The organism is Streptomyces sp. NPDC085944 (assembly GCF_040686295.1).
GTDB classification, from domain to species: Bacteria; Actinomycetota; Actinomycetes; order Streptomycetales; family Streptomycetaceae; genus Streptomyces; species Streptomyces salinarius.
This window is the reverse complement of the sequence record NZ_JBFBJX010000019.1, coordinates 1-17782: the sequence shown is the minus strand read 5'-3', so window position 1 is coordinate 17782 and position 17782 is coordinate 1. Positions and strand designations below refer to the sequence as shown.

17 protein-coding genes are annotated in these 17782 nt (G+C 71.1%); 10 read left to right on the top strand and 7 right to left on the bottom strand.

Annotated features, from left to right (window positions below):
- Positions 1-205: 205 nt before the first annotated feature.
- The 3 genes from AB0P07_RS30100 (at position 206) to AB0P07_RS30090 (ending at position 2098) form a co-directional block, all read left to right on the top strand.
- Positions 206-796 (top strand): 50S ribosomal protein L25/general stress protein Ctc, encoded by a 591-nt coding sequence (locus AB0P07_RS30100; protein ID WP_365556103.1) that lies wholly within the window; start codon positions 206-208, stop codon positions 794-796.
- A gap of 116 nt (positions 797-912) precedes the next feature.
- Positions 913-1515, top strand: coding sequence for an aminoacyl-tRNA hydrolase (gene pth / locus AB0P07_RS30095; RefSeq protein ID WP_365556101.1), 603 nt, complete (start codon positions 913-915; stop codon positions 1513-1515).
- 64 nt (positions 1516-1579) lie between these two features.
- Positions 1580-2098: a hypothetical protein gene (locus tag AB0P07_RS30090; protein WP_365556099.1), complete on the top strand. Its 519-nt coding sequence runs from the start codon at positions 1580-1582 to the stop codon at positions 2096-2098.
- A gap of 115 nt (positions 2099-2213) precedes the next feature.
- Here AB0P07_RS30090 and ppc read toward each other — a convergent pair whose 3' ends face one another.
- Positions 2214-4949, bottom strand: a complete 2736-nt coding sequence (gene ppc, locus AB0P07_RS30085; protein WP_365556097.1) for a phosphoenolpyruvate carboxylase — start codon at positions 4947-4949, stop codon at positions 2214-2216.
- A 291-nt stretch (positions 4950-5240) separates the two neighbouring features.
- Between ppc and AB0P07_RS30080 the strand changes: the two genes are divergently transcribed.
- From AB0P07_RS30080 to AB0P07_RS30070, 3 genes are read left to right on the top strand one after another with little or no spacing between them, the layout of a single operon-like run.
- Positions 5241-6251 carry a fatty acid desaturase gene (locus tag AB0P07_RS30080; RefSeq protein WP_365556095.1) on the top strand — a complete coding sequence of 337 codons (1011 nt, stop codon included), beginning with the start codon at positions 5241-5243 and terminating at the stop codon, positions 6249-6251.
- Entirely contained in the window at positions 6248-6925 is a 678-nt protein-coding gene (locus AB0P07_RS30075) for a TetR/AcrR family transcriptional regulator (RefSeq protein WP_109034690.1), read from the top strand. The genes AB0P07_RS30080 and AB0P07_RS30075 overlap by 4 nt, the downstream gene beginning before the upstream one ends.
- Before the next feature lie 21 nt (positions 6926-6946).
- Positions 6947-8122, top strand: a complete 1176-nt coding sequence (locus AB0P07_RS30070) for a CaiB/BaiF CoA-transferase family protein (RefSeq protein ID WP_365556093.1) — start codon at positions 6947-6949, stop codon at positions 8120-8122.
- Between the two features lie 13 nt (positions 8123-8135).
- On the opposite strand, the gene AB0P07_RS30065 is transcribed toward AB0P07_RS30070, so the two are convergent.
- Together AB0P07_RS30065 and AB0P07_RS30060 are read right to left on the bottom strand one after the other, a co-directional pair.
- Complete coding sequence (locus AB0P07_RS30065) at positions 8136-8513, bottom strand: VOC family protein (protein WP_365556091.1); 378 nt, start codon at positions 8511-8513, stop codon at positions 8136-8138.
- Positions 8510-9349 (bottom strand): trans-aconitate 2-methyltransferase, encoded by an 840-nt coding sequence (locus AB0P07_RS30060; protein WP_365556089.1) that lies wholly within the window; start codon positions 9347-9349, stop codon positions 8510-8512. Before AB0P07_RS30060 ends, AB0P07_RS30065 begins: the two co-directional genes overlap by 4 nt.
- 134 nt (positions 9350-9483) lie before the next feature.
- Here AB0P07_RS30060 and tamR point away from each other — a divergent pair, with 134 nt between their 5' ends.
- Entirely contained in the window at positions 9484-9981 is a 498-nt protein-coding gene (tamR, locus tag AB0P07_RS30055) for a MarR family transcriptional regulator TamR (RefSeq protein ID WP_102927250.1), read from the top strand.
- Here tamR and AB0P07_RS30050 read toward each other — a convergent pair.
- On the bottom strand, positions 9940-10719 hold the full coding sequence (locus AB0P07_RS30050) for a response regulator transcription factor (protein ID WP_365556087.1): 780 nt from the start codon (positions 10717-10719) through the stop codon (positions 9940-9942). The two genes, tamR and AB0P07_RS30050, sit on opposite strands and share 42 nt — an antisense overlap.
- Before the next feature lie 275 nt (positions 10720-10994).
- Here AB0P07_RS30050 and AB0P07_RS30045 point away from each other — a divergent pair, with 275 nt between their 5' ends.
- Complete coding sequence (locus tag AB0P07_RS30045; RefSeq protein ID WP_365556085.1) at positions 10995-11450, top strand: GNAT family N-acetyltransferase; 456 nt, start codon at positions 10995-10997, stop codon at positions 11448-11450.
- Positions 11451-11915: 465 nt separating this feature from the next.
- On the opposite strand, the gene galK is transcribed toward AB0P07_RS30045, so the two are convergent.
- The 3 genes from galK to galT are packed head-to-tail and all read right to left on the bottom strand — an operon-like array spanning position 11916 to position 15146.
- A complete protein-coding gene (gene galK / locus AB0P07_RS30040; protein ID WP_365556083.1) occupies positions 11916-13079 on the bottom strand; it encodes a galactokinase in 1164 nt (387 codons plus the stop codon).
- Between the two features lie 46 nt (positions 13080-13125).
- Positions 13126-14088 (bottom strand): UDP-glucose 4-epimerase GalE, encoded by a 963-nt coding sequence (gene galE / locus AB0P07_RS30035; protein ID WP_365556080.1) that lies wholly within the window; start codon positions 14086-14088, stop codon positions 13126-13128.
- On the bottom strand, positions 14085-15146 hold the full coding sequence (gene galT, locus AB0P07_RS30030; RefSeq protein ID WP_365556078.1) for a galactose-1-phosphate uridylyltransferase: 1062 nt from the start codon (positions 15144-15146) through the stop codon (positions 14085-14087). The genes galE and galT overlap by 4 nt, the downstream gene beginning before the upstream one ends.
- 212 nt (positions 15147-15358) lie before the next feature.
- Between galT and AB0P07_RS30025 the strand changes: the two genes are divergently transcribed.
- Positions 15359-17047, top strand: coding sequence for a sodium:solute symporter family protein (locus AB0P07_RS30025; RefSeq protein ID WP_365556076.1), 1689 nt, complete (start codon positions 15359-15361; stop codon positions 17045-17047).
- A gap of 21 nt (positions 17048-17068) precedes the next feature.
- Positions 17069-17365, top strand: a complete 297-nt coding sequence (locus AB0P07_RS30020; protein WP_365556074.1) for a hypothetical protein — start codon at positions 17069-17071, stop codon at positions 17363-17365.
- Positions 17366-17782: the final 417 nt, after the last annotated feature.

Sequence of the window (17782 nt, the reverse complement as noted above, 5' to 3'; positions counted from 1 at the left end):
GCAGTAACCGTTCTGCAGGCTCCGGTACCGCCTGTTGATCGTTTTGGGTAGGGCCTTCCTGTCCGAGTAGACTGCTGAAGTTGCTCGGCGAGGGAGGCCGTGCCCGTGTTCGCGGGTGTGGCGCTCCGTTATCGACGCGCTCTTCGTAGCAGGCCGTTCGTGGCCGGGTGACCACGTCCGTTTCTGATTTCCACGAGGAGTGATCATGTCCGAGGTGAAGCTCACCGCCGAGACGCGTACCGAGTTCGGCAAGGGTGCCGCGCGTCGTATCCGCCGCGACAACAAGGTTCCCGGTGTTCTGTACGGTCACGGTGCCGACCCGCTGCACCTGACCCTGCCGGGTCACGAGCTGCTGCTGGCGCTGCGTACGTCGAACGTGCTGATCGCGCTGGACATCGACGGCAAGACCAATGAGCTGGCGATCCCGAAGTCCGTGCAGCGTGACCCGATCAAGGGTTTCCTGGAGCACGTCGACCTGCAGCTGGTGACGCGCGGCGAGACCGTGTCGGTCGAGATCCCGGTGCAGGCCGAGGGCGAGCTGGCCCCGGGCGGCTACCTGCTGGAGTACGTCCTGGACGCGCTGCCGGTCGAGGCCGAGGCCACGCACATCCCGGAGCAGGTCACCGTGTCGGTGGCGGGTCTGGAGGCCGGTGCCTCGATCCACGCCAAGGACATCGCGCTGCCGTCCGGCGTGAAGCTGGACGTGGACGGCGACACCGTCGTGCTGCAGGTCCTGGCCGCGCAGGCCGAGGAGGCTCCGGCCGCCGGTGAGGGCGAAGAGGCCGCCGAGGCCTGATCCTCCCCCACGGTCATCGTGTGGTCGGCCGCTGTTCCCGTCGGGGGCAGCGGCCGACGCGTCTGTGTGGACGGGTGCGGACGGGTACGGACGGGTTCTAGGGACACGAAGGAGACATGGACGTGACGACGGACGCGGGGGCTCCCTGGCTGGTGGCCGGCCTGGGGAATCCGGGCCCCGAGTATGCCGCGAACCGGCACAACGTCGGTTTCATGGTGGCGGATCTGCTGGCGGAGCGGATGGGGGCGCGGTTCAAGCGGCACGGCAAGGCGCAGGCGCAGGTGGTGGAGGGGCGGATCGGTCCACCGGGGCCCGCCAACCGGCGCGTGATCCTGGCCAAGCCGATGTCCTACATGAACGTGTCCGGCGGCCCGGTGACGGTGCTGCGGGACTTCTACAAGGTGCCGGTGGGCAATGTCGTGGCGGTGCACGACGAGTTGGACATCGACTACGGCGTGCTGCGGCTGAAGCTGGGCGGCGGGGACAACGGGCACAACGGGCTGAAGTCGATCACGAAGTCGCTGGGTGCGGACTATCACCGGGTGCGGTTCGGGATCGGCCGGCCGCCGGGGCGGATGCCGGTGGCGGACTTCGTGCTGCGGGACTTCTCCTCGGGGGAGCGCAAGGAGCTGGACTACTTCGTCGACCGGGCGGCCGACGCGGTGGAGGCGCTGGTGATCGAGGGACTGGAGCGGGCGCAGAGCACGTACAACTCCTGACTTGTCCGTTGATGGGGCTCGGGTGGGCGACCGGGCGGGTTGACCGGGCGTGTAGGTATGGCCAATGATCCCGGCCATGCCTGCCTCTGCCGCCGCCGCTCGTGCCCGTCAGGCGTCGTCCGCGTCCTCCGCCCTGTTGGCCTTCGGCCGGGTCGCGGCGATGGGGACGGTCACGGCGCTGATTCTGATCGCGGGTGTGTGGGCGTCGTGGGGCACGGCGCAGCACGTGCTGCTGACCAAGGGGCGGGAGCAGGGCACGGTCCGGGTGACGCGGTGCGGGGGCGGGGTGTGCAGTGGGCCGTACTCGCCGGTGTCGGCGGGGTCGCAGGCGCGGGAGCGGGTCGTGATCGAGGACTCGGTCGCGGTGGCGAAGGGGCGGACGTACGGCGTGGTGTTGAAGCCCGGTGGCGGGGACGCGGTGCGGTCGGGCCCGGCGGGGATTCTGTACGCGTGGGTGCCCCTGGGTGGGGCGTTGCTGCTGGCGTCGGTGGTGGTCGCGGGTGGGCTGCGGCGGACTCGGGTGGCCTGGGGGATGGCGGGGGTGGGGGTTGCGCTGCTGACGGCGGCGTTCTTCGCGGTGTGAGCTCTTCTCGTACGACGACGTGACGGTGCCCCGGGCTCGGGTGAGCTCGGGGCACCGGTGTTTCATGTGCGCCCGCCTCCGGGTGGGCGCGGTACGACTGCCGCGGACTCTGCGGTCAGCCCGTGTTGCGGAGGCCCGCTGCTACGCCGTTGACCGTGAGGAGGAGGGCTCGGGCGAGGAGGGGGTCCGGCTCGGTGTTCGCGGCGGCTGCCTCGCGCTGGCGGCCCAGGAGGGCGACCTGGAGGTAGGAGATGGGGTCGAGGTAGGCGTCGCGGATGGTGAAGGTCTGCTTGAGGACCGGGTCGGCGTCCAGCAGTTCGCTCTCGCCGGTGACGCGCAGGACCTCGGCGACGGTGAGCTCGTGCTCGGCCTTGATGGTGTCGAAGACGTGCTTGAGCTCGTCGGGGACGAGGGTGTCGACGTAGTGCTGGGCGATGCGCAGGTCGGTCTTGGCGAGGGTCATCTCGACGTTGGAGATGAAGTTGCGGAAGAAGTGCCACTGCTGGTGCATCTCGTCCAGGACGGTGTCCAGGCCGGCCTCGCGCAGGGCCTTGAGGCCGGAGCCGACGCCGTACCAGCCGGGGACGATCTGGCGGGACTGGGTCCAGCCGAAGACCCAGGGGATGGCGCGCAGTCCGTCGAGCGAGACGCCGGAGCCGGGGCGGCGGGAGGGCCGGGAGCCCAGGTGCAGGTCGGCGAGCTGGTCGACCGGGGTGGAGGCCAGGAAGTAGGCCGGCAGGTCGGGGTCCTCGACGAGGTGCCGGTAGGCGGTGTGGGCGGCGTCGGAGGCGACGTCCATCGCGGCGTCCCAGCGGGCGAGGGCCTCGTCGGACTGGCGGGGCGCGGTGTGCAGGGCGGAGGCCTGCAGGGTGGCCGCGACGGTCAGCTCCAGGTTCTCCCGGGCGAGGGCCGGGATGAGGTACTTGTCGGAGATGACCTCGCCCTGCTCGGTGACCTTGATCTCGCCCTCCAGGGTGCCCCAGGGCTGGGCGAGGATGGCGTCGTGGGTGGGGCCGCCGCCGCGGCCGACGGTGCCGCCGCGGCCGTGGAAGAGGCGCAGCCGTACGCCGTAGCGGTGGGCGACGTCGCGCAGCCGGCGCTGGGCGCGGTGGATCTCCCACTGGCTGGTGGTGATGCCGCCGAACTTGGAGGAGTCGGAGTAGCCGAGCATGACTTCCTGGACGTCGCCGCGCAGCGCGACCAGGCGCCGGTAGGAGGGGTCGGCGAGCAGGTCCTCCAGGATGGTGTCGGCGGCCTTGAGCTCGTCGGTGGTCTCCAGGAGCGGCACGATGCCGATCTTGGCCCAGCCGGCGTGCAGGTCGATGAGTCCGGCCTCGCGGGCCAGTACGGCCGCGGCGAAGACGTCGTCGGCGCCCTGGCACATGGAGATGATGTAGGACTCGATGACCTCGGGCCCGAAGACGTCCAGGGCGCGGCGGACGGTCTGGAAGACGCCGAGGGTCTTCTCGCCGGGCGCGTCGACGGGGGCCGGGGTGGGGGCGAGCGGCCTGCGGGAGCGCAGTTCCTTTGCGAGGAGCTTGGTGCGGTAGTCGCGGGGCATGTCGGCGTAGCGCCAGGATTCCTCGCCGAGCCGGTCGAAGAGCTGGCCGAGGGCGTGGTGGTGGGCGTCGGCGTGTTCGCGGACGTCCATGGTGGCGAGCTGGAGGCCGAAGGCGGCCAGCGTGCGGATGGTGCGGGCGAGGCGCCCGTCGGCGAAGAGACCGCCGCGGTGCTCACGCAGCGAGGTCTGGACGATGCGCAGGTCGTCGAGGAGCTGGGCGGTGCCGAGGTAGTCGCGGCCCTCTTCGTGGGGGGTTCCCTTGGCGAGGCGCTGCTTGGTGTTCTCCAGCTTCTGCCGGATGCAGGTGGCCTTGAGCCGGTAGGGCTCCTCGGCGTTGAGGCGCTTGTAGCGGGGGCTGATCTCGGGGAGCCGCTCGATGTCGGCCCGCAGGGAGGTCAGCAGTTCCTCGGTCGCGCCCGCGTAGCGGATGGAGTTGGAGAGGAAGCCGCGCAGTTCGTCGATCATCTCCAGGGCGTCGTTGATGCCGTGTTCGTGCTGGAGGATGAGGACGTCCCAGGTCACCTGGGGGGTGACGTTGGGGTTGCCGTCGCGGTCGCCGCCGATCCAGGTGCCGAAGGTGAGGGGACGGGTGTCGTCGGGGAGCTTGACGCCCGCGCGCTCCAGTTCCGCCGTCAGGTCCTCCAGGACGTCGCCGACGGCACCGAGGTGCAGCTCGTCGAGGTAGTAGATGGCGTTGCGGGCCTCGTCGGCGGGCTCGGGGCGGACCACGCGCAGCTCGTCGGTCTGCCAGACCAGGTCGATGTTCTCGGCGAGGCGGGTGTCCAGGCGGCGCCGGTCGGACTCGTTGACCGGGGTGTCCAGGAGGGCGGCGATGCGGCGCAGCTTGTTGAGGACGGAGCGGCGGGCGGCCTCGGTGGGGTGCGCGGTGAAGACGGGGCGCACGTTGAGGTTGCGGACCGTTTCACGCAGGTGCTCGGGGTCGGCGTCCTTGAGCCGGTCGGCGGTACGGGCGAGCAGTCCGCCTTCGGCGGCGCGCTTGGCGCCGAGTTCGCGGCCGCGGTGGACCTGTTCGGTGACGTTGGCGAGGTGGAAGTAGGTGGAGAAGGCGCGCACCAGCTTGGCGGCGGTCTCCAGTTCGGTGCCGCGCAGCAGTTCGGCGGCGGCCTCGCCGTCCTCTCGGGTGAGTCGGCGTACCTTCTCGACGAGTTCCAGCAGTTCGGGGCCCTCCTGCCGGACGAGGGTCTCGCCGAGGAGATCACCCAGTCGGCGGATGTCGGCGCGCAGCTCGCTGCTGGTCGTCGTGGTGGTCTGGTCGTCGGCACTGCTCACAGGTGCGGCTCCTTGCAGTGTTGAAGCTCGTCTGGGAGGGAACCCGGACGGCCGTCTCGCGCGGCGGGCGCCGCTTACCGGGCCGGACGTCCGGGAAGTAATCAGAGCGGACCGCGCTGTCCGACCGGCTTCCAGGATAGGTGCCGGTCAGGACGCGCAGGCTCTGGGGCTCTTGCCGCGCGGCCACGCACTGCCATACTTACGTCGCCGTAGGTTACGGAACCGTAGGAAAACCGTGCAGGTTTCCGGAGCCCGGCACCGGACTGACCCTCGACCCCACAGGGGACGCGCATGACCACGAGTTCCGATGTGATCCCAGACGCTCCGCAGCCGGCCGATGCCGCCGCGGCGTCCTCCGCCACGCTGGGTGGTGAGCAGAAGCGGTCGATCGAGCAGATCACGCTGCTGATGTTCATCACCCTTCCGTTCCTCGCGCTGGTGGCGGCGGTGCCGCTGGCGTGGGGGTGGGGCGTGAGCTGGCTGGACCTGGGGCTGCTGGTCTTCTTCTACTTCCTGGGCTGCCACGGCATCACCATCGGCTTCCACCGTCACTTCACCCATGGTTCCTTCAAGGCGAAGCGGCCGTTGAAGATCGCCTTGGCGATCGCGGGGTCGATGGCGGTCGAGGGGCCGCTGGTGCGCTGGGTGGCCGACCACCGCAAGCACCACAAGTTCTCCGACGACGAGGGCGACCCGCATTCGCCGTGGCGGTACGGCGAGACGGTCCCGGCCCTGATCAAGGGCCTGTGGTGGGCGCACATCGCATGGATGTTCGACGAGGAGCAGACGCCGCAGGACAAGTACGCCCCGGACCTGATCAAGGACCCGGCCCTGCGGGCGGTTTCCCGCCAGTTCATCCTGTGGACGGTGGTGTCCCTGGCGCTGCCGGCCCTGATCGGCGGGCTGGTCACGATGTCCTGGTGGGGGGCGTTCACCGGGTTCTTCTGGGGTTCACTCGTGCGGGTGGCGTTGCTGCACCACGTGACGTGGTCGATCAACTCGATCTGCCATGCGGTGGGCAAGCGCCCGTTCAAGTCCCGGGACCGTTCGGGCAACGTGTGGTGGCTGGCAGTGCTGTCCTGCGGTGAGTCCTGGCACAACCTGCACCACGCGGACCCGACGTCGGCTCGGCACGGCGTGATGCGCGGGCAGCTGGATTCGTCGGCCCGCCTGATCCGCTGGTTCGAGCAGCTGGGGTGGGCGTACGACGTGCGCTGGCCGTCACGCTCGCGTATCGATTCGCGCCGCAACACGGATCAAGACGGCGCCCGCCGCCGGAAGGAGACGGCGAAGGCGGCATGATTGACGCCGTGGCGACCGACTCCAGCAGCACCCCAGGCAACGAGAAGCCGCGGCGAGCGCGTCGCACCCGGATGACCGGTGCCGAGCGCCGCCAGCAGCTGCTGGAGATCGGCCGCACCCTCTTCGCGGCGAAGGGCTTCGAGGGCACGTCGGTGGAGGAGATCGCGGCGAAGGCCGGGGTGTCCAAGCCGGTGGTGTACGAGCACTTCGGCGGCAAGGAGGGGCTGTACGCGGTGGTCGTGGACCGCGAGATGCGGCGGCTGCTCGACATGGTGACCGGCTCCCTGACGGCCGGCCACCCGCGGGAGCTGTGCGAGCAGGCCGCCTTCGCGCTCCTGGACTACATCGAGGAGTACACGGACGGCTTCCGCATCCTGGTCCGCGACTCCCCCATCCCGCAGTCGACGGGCACCTTCGCCTCCCTCATCTCGGACATCGCCACCCAGGTGGAGGACATCCTGGGCCGCGAGTTCAAGAGCCGCGGCTTCGACGCGAAGCTGGCCCCGCTGTACGCGCAGGCGCTGGTGGGCATGGTGGCGCTGACCGGTCAGTGGTGGCTGGACGTGCGGCGCCCGAAGAAGGCGGAGGTGGCGGCGCACCTGGTGAACCTGGCGTGGCACGGCCTGGACGGCCTGGAACCGAAGCCGCGGCTGATAGGGCACCGCAAGAGCTAGCGGCCGCGAGGGGCAGAACACATGCAGCCACTGCGCGGCGTCACGGTCGTCTCGCTGGAGCAGGCGATCGCCGCTCCCTACGCCAGCCGTCAGCTCGCCGACCTCGGCGCACGGGTGATCAAGGTGGAGCGCCCGGGGACGGGGGATTTCGCGCGGGCGTACGACACCCGGGTGCGGGGTCTGAGCTCGCACTTCGTGTGGGTCAACCGCAACAAGGAGTCCCTCACCCTGGACTTCAAGGATCCGCGGGGCCTGGAGCTGTTGCGCCGGCTGATCGCGGACGCCGACGTCTTCCTGCAGAACCTGGCGCCGGGCGCGGCGGCCCGGGCGGGTCTGGGCGCCGCGGAGCTGCGGGCGGCGCATCCGGGGCTGATCGTGTGCGACATCTCGGGCTACGGCACACCGGGCCCCTACGCGGACCGCAAGGCGTACGACCTGCTGGTGCAGTCCGAGGCGGGGCTGCTGTCGGTCACGGGCACGCCGCAGGAGGCGGCGAAGGTGGGCATCCCGGTGTCGGACATCGCCGCCGGGATGTACGCGTACAGCTCGGTCCTGGGCGCGTTGCTGGAGCGGGGCCGGACGGGACGGGGCACGCACCTGGACGTGTCGATGCTGGAGGCCACGGTGGAGTGGCTGGGCTTCCCGCTGTACTACTCCTTCGACGGAGGCGAGCCGCCGCCGCGGGCGGGCGCCGCGCACGCGACGATCTATCCGTACGGCCCGTTCACGGCGGGCGACGGGAAGGTCGTGATGACGGCGGTGCAGAACGAGCGCGAGTGGCGCGGCTTCTGTGCGGGTTTCCTGGGCCGCCCGGAGCTGGCCGGGCATCCGCACTACGCGACCAACGCGGACCGCAACGCGCACCGGGAGGAGCTGGGCGCGCTGATCGCGGCCCGGTTCGCGGAGCTGACCGCGGCCGAGGCGATCGAGCTGCTCGACGCGGTGCCGGTCGCCAATGCCCGGGTGAACACGCTGGCCGAGGTGTGGGAGCACCCTCAGCTGACCGCGCGCGGACGCCTGCACGAGGTGCCCACGCCGGCCGGTCCCGTCCCGGCACTGGCGCCGCCCGGCCCGACCGGTGGGGCGCCCCGGATGGAGGCGGTCCCGGCACTGGGCGAGCACACCCGTGCCGTCCTCGGCGGCCTCGGCCTGTCGGAGGAGGAGATCGACGCGCTCGTCGCGGACGGCGTGGCGTGAGCCGGGCCGGGGATCAGGGCCGGGCGGGCCCGTCCGGTTCCAGGAACTCCAGGCGGTTGCCGACCGGGTCGGCGCAGTAGAAGCGCCGGTGGCCGGGCAGATCGTGGTCCCAGGTGACAGGTGTGCCGTGGGCCGTGAGGCGGGCGGCGTACGCGTCGATCCCGGTGACCCGCAGCCCGGGGTGGGCCTTGCGGGCGGGGCGGAAGCCGGCCGTTTCGACGCCCAGGTGGAGGTGGGCGGTGCCGGCCCGGAACCAGCAGCCGCCGTGTGCGGCGAGCACGGGCGGCTTGGGGACCTCGGTCATGCCGAGGACGTCGGTGCAGAAGGCGCGCAGCGGCTCCTCGGCGCCGGGCGGCACGGCGAGCTGCACGTGGTCGAGGCCGGTGATCACCGGCCCGCCTTTCCCGCGGACCCCGCGGGCTTTTGTGCGACGGCGAAGACGCGGCGGAAGGGGAAGGGGGTGCCGTGCGCCTGGGCGGGGTAGGCGGCGCGCAGGACGGCCCGGTATTCGTCGAGGAACGCGTCGCGGGCGTCCGGGTCGTCGGCGAGGGCGTACAGGACGGGCCGCAGTCCCGTGCCCTTCACCCAGTCGAGGACGGCGTCGTCGCCGGGCAGCAGGTGGATGTACGTGGTCTCCCACACGTCGGCGGTGCAGCCGGCGGCGGTGAGACGGGCGAGGTAGGACTCGGGGGCGAGGACGGCGTCGTCGTGGCGCAGGACGCCGGTGAGGCGGTCCCGCCAGCGCCGGGAGTCGGCGAGTTCGCGCATCAGGCGGTGGCTGGGGGCGTGGAAGTTGCCGGGCACCTGGAGGGCGAGGGTGCCGCCGGGGGCGAGGCGGTCGATCCAGTCGGGGAAGCGGTCGGCGTGGCCGGGGACCCACTGGAGGGTGGCGTTGCTGACGAGAAGGTCGCAGGGCTCGTCGGGGGTCCAGGTGCGGGCGTCGGCGGGGGCGAAGTCGAGGTGGCCGCCGCCGGGGGTGGGGCCGGCGTACTGCCGGGCGCGGTCGAGCATCTGCGGCGAGTTGTCGTAGCCGGTGATGCGGGCGGTGGGCCAGCGGTCGGCGAGGAGGGCGGTGGCATTGCCGGGGCCGCAGCCGAGGTCGGCGATGCGGGGCGGGTCGGCGGGGAGGTCGGGGATCCGCGCGAGGAGGTCGGTGAGCGGGCGGGCGCGGTGGCCGGCGTGGCGCAGGTACTGGGCGGGGTCCCAGGTGGGGGCGGTGGCGGGCATGGAGCCTCCAGAGGGTGTCCGTGCGGGACGGGTACCCAGCGTCACGCCGAAACCATCTCGACGTCAAGATAGTCACTACCGAGAGAGTCGACATCAAGAGACTTCACATCGACACAACCACTACACTGATCGTCATGGAGGACGAGGTCGATCGGCTGGTCGCAGCGTGGCGCCGGGAGCGCCCGGACCTCGACGTGGAACCGCTCGAGGTGCTGAGCCGCGTCAGCAGGCTGGCCCGGCACCTGGACCGCGCACGGCGGCTGGCCTTCTCCGAACACAATCTCGAGCCCTGGGAGTTCGACGTGCTCACGGCGCTGCGCCGGGCGGGCACCCCGTACCAGCTCTCCCCGGGACAGCTGCTCACCCAGACCCTGGTCACGTCGGGCACGATGACCAACCGGATCGACCGACTGGCGAAGAAGGGCCTGGTGGAGCGCCTGCCCGACCCCAGCGACCGGCGCGGTGTCCTGGTCCGGCTCACCGACGAGGGCCGGGACCGCGCCGACCAGTCGCTGGCGGGCCTGCTGGCGCAGGAGCGCGCGATCCTGGGCGAGCTCTCGCGTGCCCAGCGCAGCGAGCTGGCGGCCCTGCTACGCCAGCTGACCGCCCCGTTCGACAACATCCCCGGTTGAGGGTCCGCCCAGGTCGGCCGGTCCCACCCCGGCCCGGCGTGCCAGCGCGACGGCGGCCAGGGTGGAGTGGACGCCCAGCTTGCCCAGGACGTTCTGCATGTGGGTGCGCACCGTGTGCGGGGACAGGTACAACCGCTCGGCGACCGCCTTGCGTCCGAGGCCGGCGACCATGCAGCGCAGAACCTCGCGCTCGCGCGGGGTCAGCGACTCGACCAGCAGCTCGCTCTCGGTGCGGTGCTTGCGGGCGGCGGTCAGCTCGCGCAGGACGCCGGTGAGCAGGGCGGGCGGCAGGTGCGTCTCGTCGCGCAGGACGCCCCGGATGACGCTGAGCAGCCGGGACAGCGAGCAGTCCTTCGCCACCCACCCCGAGGCCCCGGCCCCGAGCGCGAGGGCGGCCCGCCGGGGGTCGTCCTTCTCGGCGAGGACAACGATCCGTACGCCCGGGTGCCCCGACCGCACCCCGGTGACCAGCGAGATCCCGTCGACCAGCCCGTCCTCGTTGCCGTCGCGCACGGGCACGGCGGGCCGGGTGCCGGGCACGTGGCCGCCCAGGTCGGCGTCGACGAGCAGGACGTCGAACCGCCTTCCCTCGGAAGCGGCGCGTTCCAGGCAGCGCAGGGCGGCCGGACCGCTGCCGGCCGCGGAGACCTCGACGTCGGGCTCGGCGGCCAGGGCCGCCGCGAGCGACTCGGCGAAGATGCGATGGTCGTCGACGACCAGGACTCGGATACGAACCACGTAACCCCCTCCCCCGAGCTCCGCGCGGAGCAGGGGATACCCATCGGCTGTCCGTCCCCGGCTGACGGCACCGGCACGGGCACGACGCCCGAGACCCCGTAACGCAGATCCCGTATTCAGCTGTGTCGTGCGGTAACCGGTGCCCCCGCCCGGGCGTCGTACCCGGCTGTCTCGCCCCCCTGAACGGCACCGGCCCCCACCGGTGCTGCTCATCAGAGTACGGGCGGGCGCCGACAGCGGAAGGCTATTTGCAGAACTGACTCCCCCACGCGTTTATGGTGTGCCGCATGTTTCGTCTTGTGACAGAAGTCGACAGGGAACGGCGCGATCTGCTGCGCACCCGCCTGCGGGAGACGAACACAGCGGCCTCCTCCGTCCTGCGTTCCCTGCGCGGAACCCCTCACGAACGCGAATTCCCGCTGCACGTGTGGGTGCTGGACGAGACCGGGGCGCTGGCGGGCGGCCTGGTCGGCCACACCTGGGCGACCTGGCTCCACGTGACCTACCTGTGGGTGGACGGCCGGCACCGCGGTTCGGGCCTGGGCTCCGCCCTCCTCGACGAGGCGGAACGCACCGCCCGCACCGAACGCGGCTGCGCCGCCGCCCGCGTGGAGACCTGGGACTTCCAGGCCCCGGGCTTCTACACGAAGCGCGGCTACGACGTCGTGTGCGTGATCCCCGACTACCCGCCGGGGGTCACGGAGTACACGCTGGTCAAGCGGTGGGACTGAGGCGAACCGGGAAGGCCCCGGGCCGTGGCGGGGGAAACCGCGGCCCGGGGCCGGTCGGTGGGGTGCCGGGCGGTCAGCGGGTGTGGGCGGCGCGGCCGGAGCAGGAGACGTCGACCGTGCGGCCGTCGACGCCGATCTTCTTCTCACCGGTGAAGGAGGCCCCGGCCGATCCGCGGAGGAGGTGCCCTCGGTGCCGGCGTCGGCGTACTCCTCGTTGAGGACCAGTCCCGCGCCGGCCACGGTGCAGACGGCGGCGATCGCGGCGGTCGCCTTGGCGAGGGTGCGGAACAGGGGAGCCGCCAGCGGCGGGGTGGGGTGGGCGTCAGGGGCCCAAGAAGCCTTCTCGGCCCGCCGGTTGTCGTTCCCGGCGACCGAGGAAGACTCCAGGAACCCGACGGCCCCCGATCGTCACCCCGCGGTGGTCACCTGCCCGTAGCTCCCCCGGGGGGACAAGCCCGCGAGGACTCAGCCCACCCGCCGGGCCCCCGCCGAGGGCACCGCCTCGAACACCCGCGGCGCCTTCAGGTCCGCCGCCGCGAAGGCGTCCTCGACCGCCTTGGTGACGGTGTCCACGTCTGCGGCCTCCACCAGGACGATCGCCGAGCCGCCGAAGCCGCCGCCGGTCATGCGGGCGCCGAGGGCACCGGAGGCCAGGGCCGTGTCGACGACCAGGTCCAGCTCGCGGCAGGAGATGCGGAAGTCGTCGCGCAGCGAGGCGTGGCCCTCCACCAGCACGGGGCCGATGGCCCGGGTGTCGCCGGACTCCAGGAGCGAGACCACCCGCTCGACGCGTTCGTCCTCGGTCACCACGTGCCGGACCAGGCGGCGCACCTCCTCCTCGTCGCCCAGGCGTTCCAGGGCGGCGTCCAGCTCGGCGTGGGGCACGTCGCGCAGCGCGTCGACGCCCAGCAGCGCGGCGCCCTTCTCGCAGCCGGCGCGGCGCTTGCCGTACTCGCCCTCGCTGTGGGAGTGCTTGACGCGGGTGTCGACGACCAGCAGGCGCATGCCCTCGGCGGCGAGGTCGAAGGGGATCTGCCGCTGGGACAGGTCCCGGGTGTCCAGGAACAGGGCGTGGCCCGCCTCGCAGCAGGCGGAGGCGGTCTGGTCCATGATGCCGACCGGGGCGCCGACGTAGACGTTCTCCGCGCGCTGGCACAGGCGGGCCAGCTGCCAGCCGCGCAGGCCGAGGGAGTACAGGTCGTTCAACGCCAGTGCCACCACGACCTCCAGGGCCGCGGAGGACGAGAGCCCCGCGCCCGGGGCGACCGTGGAGGTCAGGTGGACGTCGGCGCCGGTCATCTCGTGGCCGGCCTCGCGCAGCGCCCAGACGACGCCCGAGGGGTACGCGGTCCAGGCCTTGTCCGAGCCGGGGGTCAGGTCGGCGACGCGCAGTTCGACCGGGTCGCCGGAGATGTCGGCCGAGTGCAGGCGCAGGACGCCGTCGTCGCGCCGGGAGACGGCCGCGACTGCGGTGTGCGGGAGGGCGAAGGGCATGACGAAGCCGTCGTTGTAGTCGGTGTGTTCGCCGATGAGGTTCACCCGGCCCGGCGCCGCCCACACGCCTTCCGGTTCCGCCCCGTACAGCTTCCGGAACCGCTCGCCGACGGTTTCCGCGACAGCCTCGCCCATGCCCTGACCCCTCGTTCTTCCGGTGCGTCCGTGGATACCGCGCGTCCTAGCCCGCGTGCCGCTGCGCGAACTCCCACGCGTCCGACACGATGCCCGCGAGGTCCGCGCGGGACGGGTTCCAGCCCAGTTTCTCCCGAGCGGTGTCCGCCGACGCCACCAGGACCGCCGGGTCGCCGCCCCGGCGCGGGGCCACGACCTCGGGGATGGGGTGGCCCGTGACCCGGCGCACCGTCTCGACGACCTCGCGGACGGAGAAGCCGTTGCCGTTGCCGAGGTTGCAGATGAGGTGCTCGCCGGGGGTGGCGGCCGCCACGGCCAGCAGGTGGGCCTCGGCCAGGTCGGCGACGTGGATGTAGTCGCGTACGCAGGTGCCGTCCGGCGTCGGGTAGTCGTCGCCGAAGACGGAGATCGCCTCACGCCTGCCCTGCGCCACCTGCAACACCAGCGGGATCAGGTGCGACTCGGGGTCGTGGCGCTCGCCGTACTCCCCGTACGCGCCCGCGACGTTGAAGTAGCGCAGCGAGACCGCGCCCAGCCCGTGGGCCGCCGCCTCGCCGGTGATCATGTGGTCGACCGCGAGCTTCGAGGCACCGTACGGATTGGTGGGCCTGGTCGGCGCGGTCTCGACGATCGGGACCTGCTCCGGCTCGCCGTAGGTGGCGGCGGTGGAGGAGAAGACGAGCCGCCGCACGCCCGCGCCCCGCATGGCCTCCAGCAAGGCCATGGTGCCGCCGACGTTGTTGTCCCAGTACTTCTCGGGCTTCACGACGGACTCGCCGACCTGCGAGAAGGCGGCGAAGTGCAGCACGCCGTCGAAGGAGGCGTCCAGCCACTTGGCGGCGTCGCGGATGTCGCCCTCGACGAACGAGGCACCGGCCGGCACACCCTCGCGGAAGCCGGTCGACAGATTGTCGAGCACGACGACCTCGTGCCCGGCCTCCACCAGATGCTGGGCGACGACGCTGCCGACATAGCCGGCCCCGCCCGTCACCAGGTACTTCCCGCTCATGAACTCGCTACCTCTCGCAGTCGCTCGGCCGCGCGCTCCGGGGGCACGTCGTTGATGAACACGTCCATGCCGGACTCGGAGCCCGCGAGGAACTTCAGCTTGCCCGACGTACGGCGAATGGTGAAAAGCTCCAGGTGCAGCGCGAAGTCGTCCCGCGTCACGCCGTCGAACTCCTCCAGCTGCCCGAACGGCGCCTGGTGCCAGGCCGCGATGTACGGCGTAGGCGGCTCTCCCTCGCCGAAGATCCGGTCGAAGCGCCTCAACAGTTCCAGATAGACCTTGGGGAATTCTGTGCGCGCCACCTCGTCGAGGCCGAGCAGGTCGGGCACCCGCCGCTTCGGGTAGAGGTGCACCTCGTACGGCCAGTGCGCGGAGTACGGCACGAAGGCGACCCAGTGCTCGCCCTCCAGGACGACCCGCTCACCGGCCAGTTCCTGGGCCAGCACGGCGTCGAACAGGTTCTCCCCGCCGGTCGCGTCCTTGTGGGCGGCGAGCGAACGGAGCATCAGGGCGGTGCGGGGAGTGGTGAACGGGTAGGCGTAGATCTGCCCGTGCGGGTGACCCAGCGTCACTCCGATCTCGGCACCGCGGTTCTCGAAACAGAACACCTGCTCCACGGAGGCCAGATGCGACAGCTCCGAGGTGCGATCGGTCCAGGCGTCGAGCACGAGCCGGGCCTGGTCCTCGCCGAGGTCGGCGAAGGAGGCGTCGTGGTCGGAGGTGAAGCAGACGACCTCGCAGCGCCCGGAGTCGCCCGCCAGCGAGGGAAACCGGTTCTCGAAGACCACCACGTCGTACGACGCGTCCGGAATCTCGCTCAGCCGCTCCCCGTCCGACGGGCACAGCGGGCACTGGTCGGCCGGCGGATGGTAGGTGCGGCCCTGCCGGTGCGAGGCGACGGCGACCGAGTCGCCGAGCAGCGGATCACGCCGGACCTCGGAGGTGGTGACGGTCCGCTCCAGCGGGCGGCGGTCCGCTGCGTCCCGCACGGTGTCGTCCCGCAGGTCGTAGTAGACCAGCTCGCGGCCGTCGGACAGCCGGGTCGAGGTCTTCTTCACTGCCGCACTCCTCTGCACCCACCCATGACGGTCGCCGGGACACCGTCCATCACCGAACACAATCAAACATAACACATCACAACCCACCACTCCGGCCGCCGCAGCCGTCGTTCATCACAATCCAACAAATTTCATCACCAAAAGTGTTCAATTCCTGAACGCGGAGGCGTAGGTTCCGCTGCGGATCAGTTCGCGAACGAAGCGAGTGCTTAATGCAAACCCCCACAAGCCCTACATACCTAGCCGCAGAGCTTCGACTCCCCACCAACTGGCTCGACTACACGATCCTCGGGATCTACTTCGTGGTCGTCCTGGGCATCGGCTTCGCCGCCCGGCGTTCGGTCAAGACCAGCCTGGACTTCTTCCTGTCCGGCCGTTCGCTGCCCGCCTGGGTCACCGGACTCGCCTTCGTCGCCGCCAACCTGGGCGCCACCGAGATCCTCGGCATGGCCGCCAACAGCGCCCAGTACGGCGTGTACACGACGCACTGGTACTGGATCGGCGCCATCCCGGCGATGGTCTTCCTCGGCCTGGTGATGATGCCGTTCTACTACGGCTCGAAGGTCCGCTCGGTCCCGGAATTCCTGCTCCTGCGCTTCGACAAGGCCTCCCACCTCCTCAGTTCGGCCCTGTTCGCCGTGGCGGCCATCCTGATCGCCGGCGTGAACCTCTACGCCCTCGCGATCGTCGTCGAGGCCCTGCTCGGCTGGCCGGAGTGGGTGGCCATCGTGGTGGCCGGCTTCTTCGTCCTGGCGTACATCACCCTGGGCGGCCTGTCCTCGGCCATCTACAACGAGGTACTCCAGTTCTTCGTGATCCTGGCCGGCCTCATCCCGATCACCATCCTGGGCCTGAAGAAGGTCGGCGGCTGGGACGGCCTGTCCGACTCCCTCTCCCAGTCCCACGGCTCCGACTTCATGACGGCGTGGGGCGGCACGGGCATCGGCAGCGAGAACCCGCTGGGCGCCAACTGGCTGACCATCGTCCTGGGCCTCGGCTTCGTCCTCTCCTTCGGCTACTGGACGACGAACTTCGCCGAGGTCCAGCGCGCCCTCTCCGCGAAGAACCTCTCCGCGGCCCAGCGCACCCCGCTGATCGCCGCGTTCCCGAAGATCTTCATCGTCTTCGTCGTCATGATCCCGGGCCTGGTCGCCGCGGTCCTGGTCCCGAAGATCGGCACCCCCGGCTCGGACCTCCAGTACAACGACGCGATCCCGTACCTGATGCAGCAGTTGCTGCCCAACGGTGTCCTGGGCATCGCGGTGACCGGTCTGCTGGCCGCCTTCATGGCCGGCATGGCGGCCAACATCTCCTCCTTCAACACCGTCTTCACCACCGACATCTGGGCGAAGTACGTGGTGAAGGACCGCGAGGACGGCTACTACGTCCGCTTCGGCCGCCTGATCACGGTCATCGGCGTCCTGGCCTCGATCGGCACGGCCTTCCTGGCCTCCTCCTTCTCGAACATCATGAGTTACCTCCAGACGCTCTTCTCCTTCTTCAACGTGCCGATGTTCGTGGTCTTCATCATCGGCATGTTCTGGAAGCGGGCGTCCATGAAGTCCGGCTTCTGGGGCCTGATCGCGGGCACCACGGCGGCGATGGTCAATTACTTCGTCATCTACAAGCAGGGCGTCATCGACATCCCCTCCGATCAGGGCGCCAACTTCGTCTCCGCGATCGCGGGCTTCGTCGCCGGTGCGGTGGTCATGGTCGCGGTGTCCCTGTTCACCGCGCCGAAGCCCACCGCCGACCTCCAGGGCCTGGTCTACGGCACCACGTCCCCCGGCATGGCGGAGCCGCCGGCCAAGGGCGACGACGCGTGGTACCGCAAGCCGGCGCTGCTGGGCTGGGGGGCGGTCGTCCTGGCCGCCGCCTGCTACATCCCGTTCTCGTTCTGATCGCGGGAGGATTGAGAGAGCATGTCTGATTCCTACTCCGACAAGAACCTGCAGGACGAGGTCTCCGAGCTGGAGACCAAGTCCGTCACCGCCGCGCGGCTGTTCGACATCCGGCGGATCATCGGCGGGCTGTTCGTGATCTACGGCGTCATCGTGACGATCGCGGGTTTCGTGGCGTCCGACGACGAGATCGACAAGGCGCAGGGGGTGAACATCAACCTGTGGACCGGCGTGGGGATGCTGGTCCTCGGTCTCTTCTTCCTGGCCTGGCTGAAACTGCGGCCGACGGCGCCGTTGGAGGAGGCCGGGAAGGAGTAACGGTGCGCCGGTGACACCGTGAGGGCGGTCCGGCCTCGGTGCGGGCCACCGGCCCGGCGTGGGTGCGGGTGGGCCCACGGGCCCGGGGTTGCCGGGTCACCCGGCGTGGGCGCGGGCGCGGCCCGGCGTAGCGGGGTGCCTCCCCAGCGCCTGAACGGCCTGGGAGGTACCCCCACCGCCCACCCGTGCCGCCCCAACGGCACGACTGCCCGCAGCGAGGGCGGCAGGCATGGCGACTGCCCGCAGCAGCAGCGGCGGCGGTGTGGCGGACTGCCTGCAGCGGGGGCGGCGGGGAGCCGCGTACGGCGGGGACGGGGCAGCAGCGTGGGGCGGCGGAGAGCCGCGTACGGCGAGGAGGGGTCGGGTCGGGGGGTGTCCGCCCGCAGCGGTTGGCGCGTCAACGCCGGGGAAGATCTG

Bases quoted from the DNA above. Each gene is read 5' to 3' on its own strand.
- AB0P07_RS30075 (WP_109034690.1), top strand. From the start codon at position 6,248: ATGATTGACGCCGTGGCGACCGACTCCAGCAGCACCCCAGGCAACGAG.
- AB0P07_RS30060 (WP_365556089.1), bottom strand. From the start codon at position 9,349: ATGCCCGCCACCGCCCCCACCTGGGACCCCGCCCAGTACCTGCGCCAC.
- AB0P07_RS30070 (WP_365556093.1), top strand. From the start codon at position 6,947: ATGCAGCCACTGCGCGGCGTCACGGTCGTCTCGCTGGAGCAGGCGATC.
- AB0P07_RS30080 (WP_365556095.1), top strand. From the start codon at position 5,241: ATGACCACGAGTTCCGATGTGATCCCAGACGCTCCGCAGCCGGCCGAT.
- galE (WP_365556080.1), bottom strand. From the start codon at position 14,088: ATGAGCGGGAAGTACCTGGTGACGGGCGGGGCCGGCTATGTCGGCAGC.
- AB0P07_RS30020 (WP_365556074.1), top strand. From the start codon at position 17,069: ATGTCTGATTCCTACTCCGACAAGAACCTGCAGGACGAGGTCTCCGAG.
- tamR (WP_102927250.1), top strand. From the start codon at position 9,484: ATGGAGGACGAGGTCGATCGGCTGGTCGCAGCGTGGCGCCGGGAGCGC.
- galK (WP_365556083.1), bottom strand. From the start codon at position 13,079: ATGGGCGAGGCTGTCGCGGAAACCGTCGGCGAGCGGTTCCGGAAGCTG.
- AB0P07_RS30090 (WP_365556099.1), top strand. From the start codon at position 1,580: ATGATCCCGGCCATGCCTGCCTCTGCCGCCGCCGCTCGTGCCCGTCAG.
- AB0P07_RS30100 (WP_365556103.1), top strand. From the start codon at position 206: ATGTCCGAGGTGAAGCTCACCGCCGAGACGCGTACCGAGTTCGGCAAG.
- pth (WP_365556101.1), top strand. From the start codon at position 913: ATGGACGTGACGACGGACGCGGGGGCTCCCTGGCTGGTGGCCGGCCTG.
- AB0P07_RS30045 (WP_365556085.1), top strand. From the start codon at position 10,995: ATGGTGTGCCGCATGTTTCGTCTTGTGACAGAAGTCGACAGGGAACGG.
- AB0P07_RS30025 (WP_365556076.1), top strand. From the start codon at position 15,359: ATGCAAACCCCCACAAGCCCTACATACCTAGCCGCAGAGCTTCGACTC.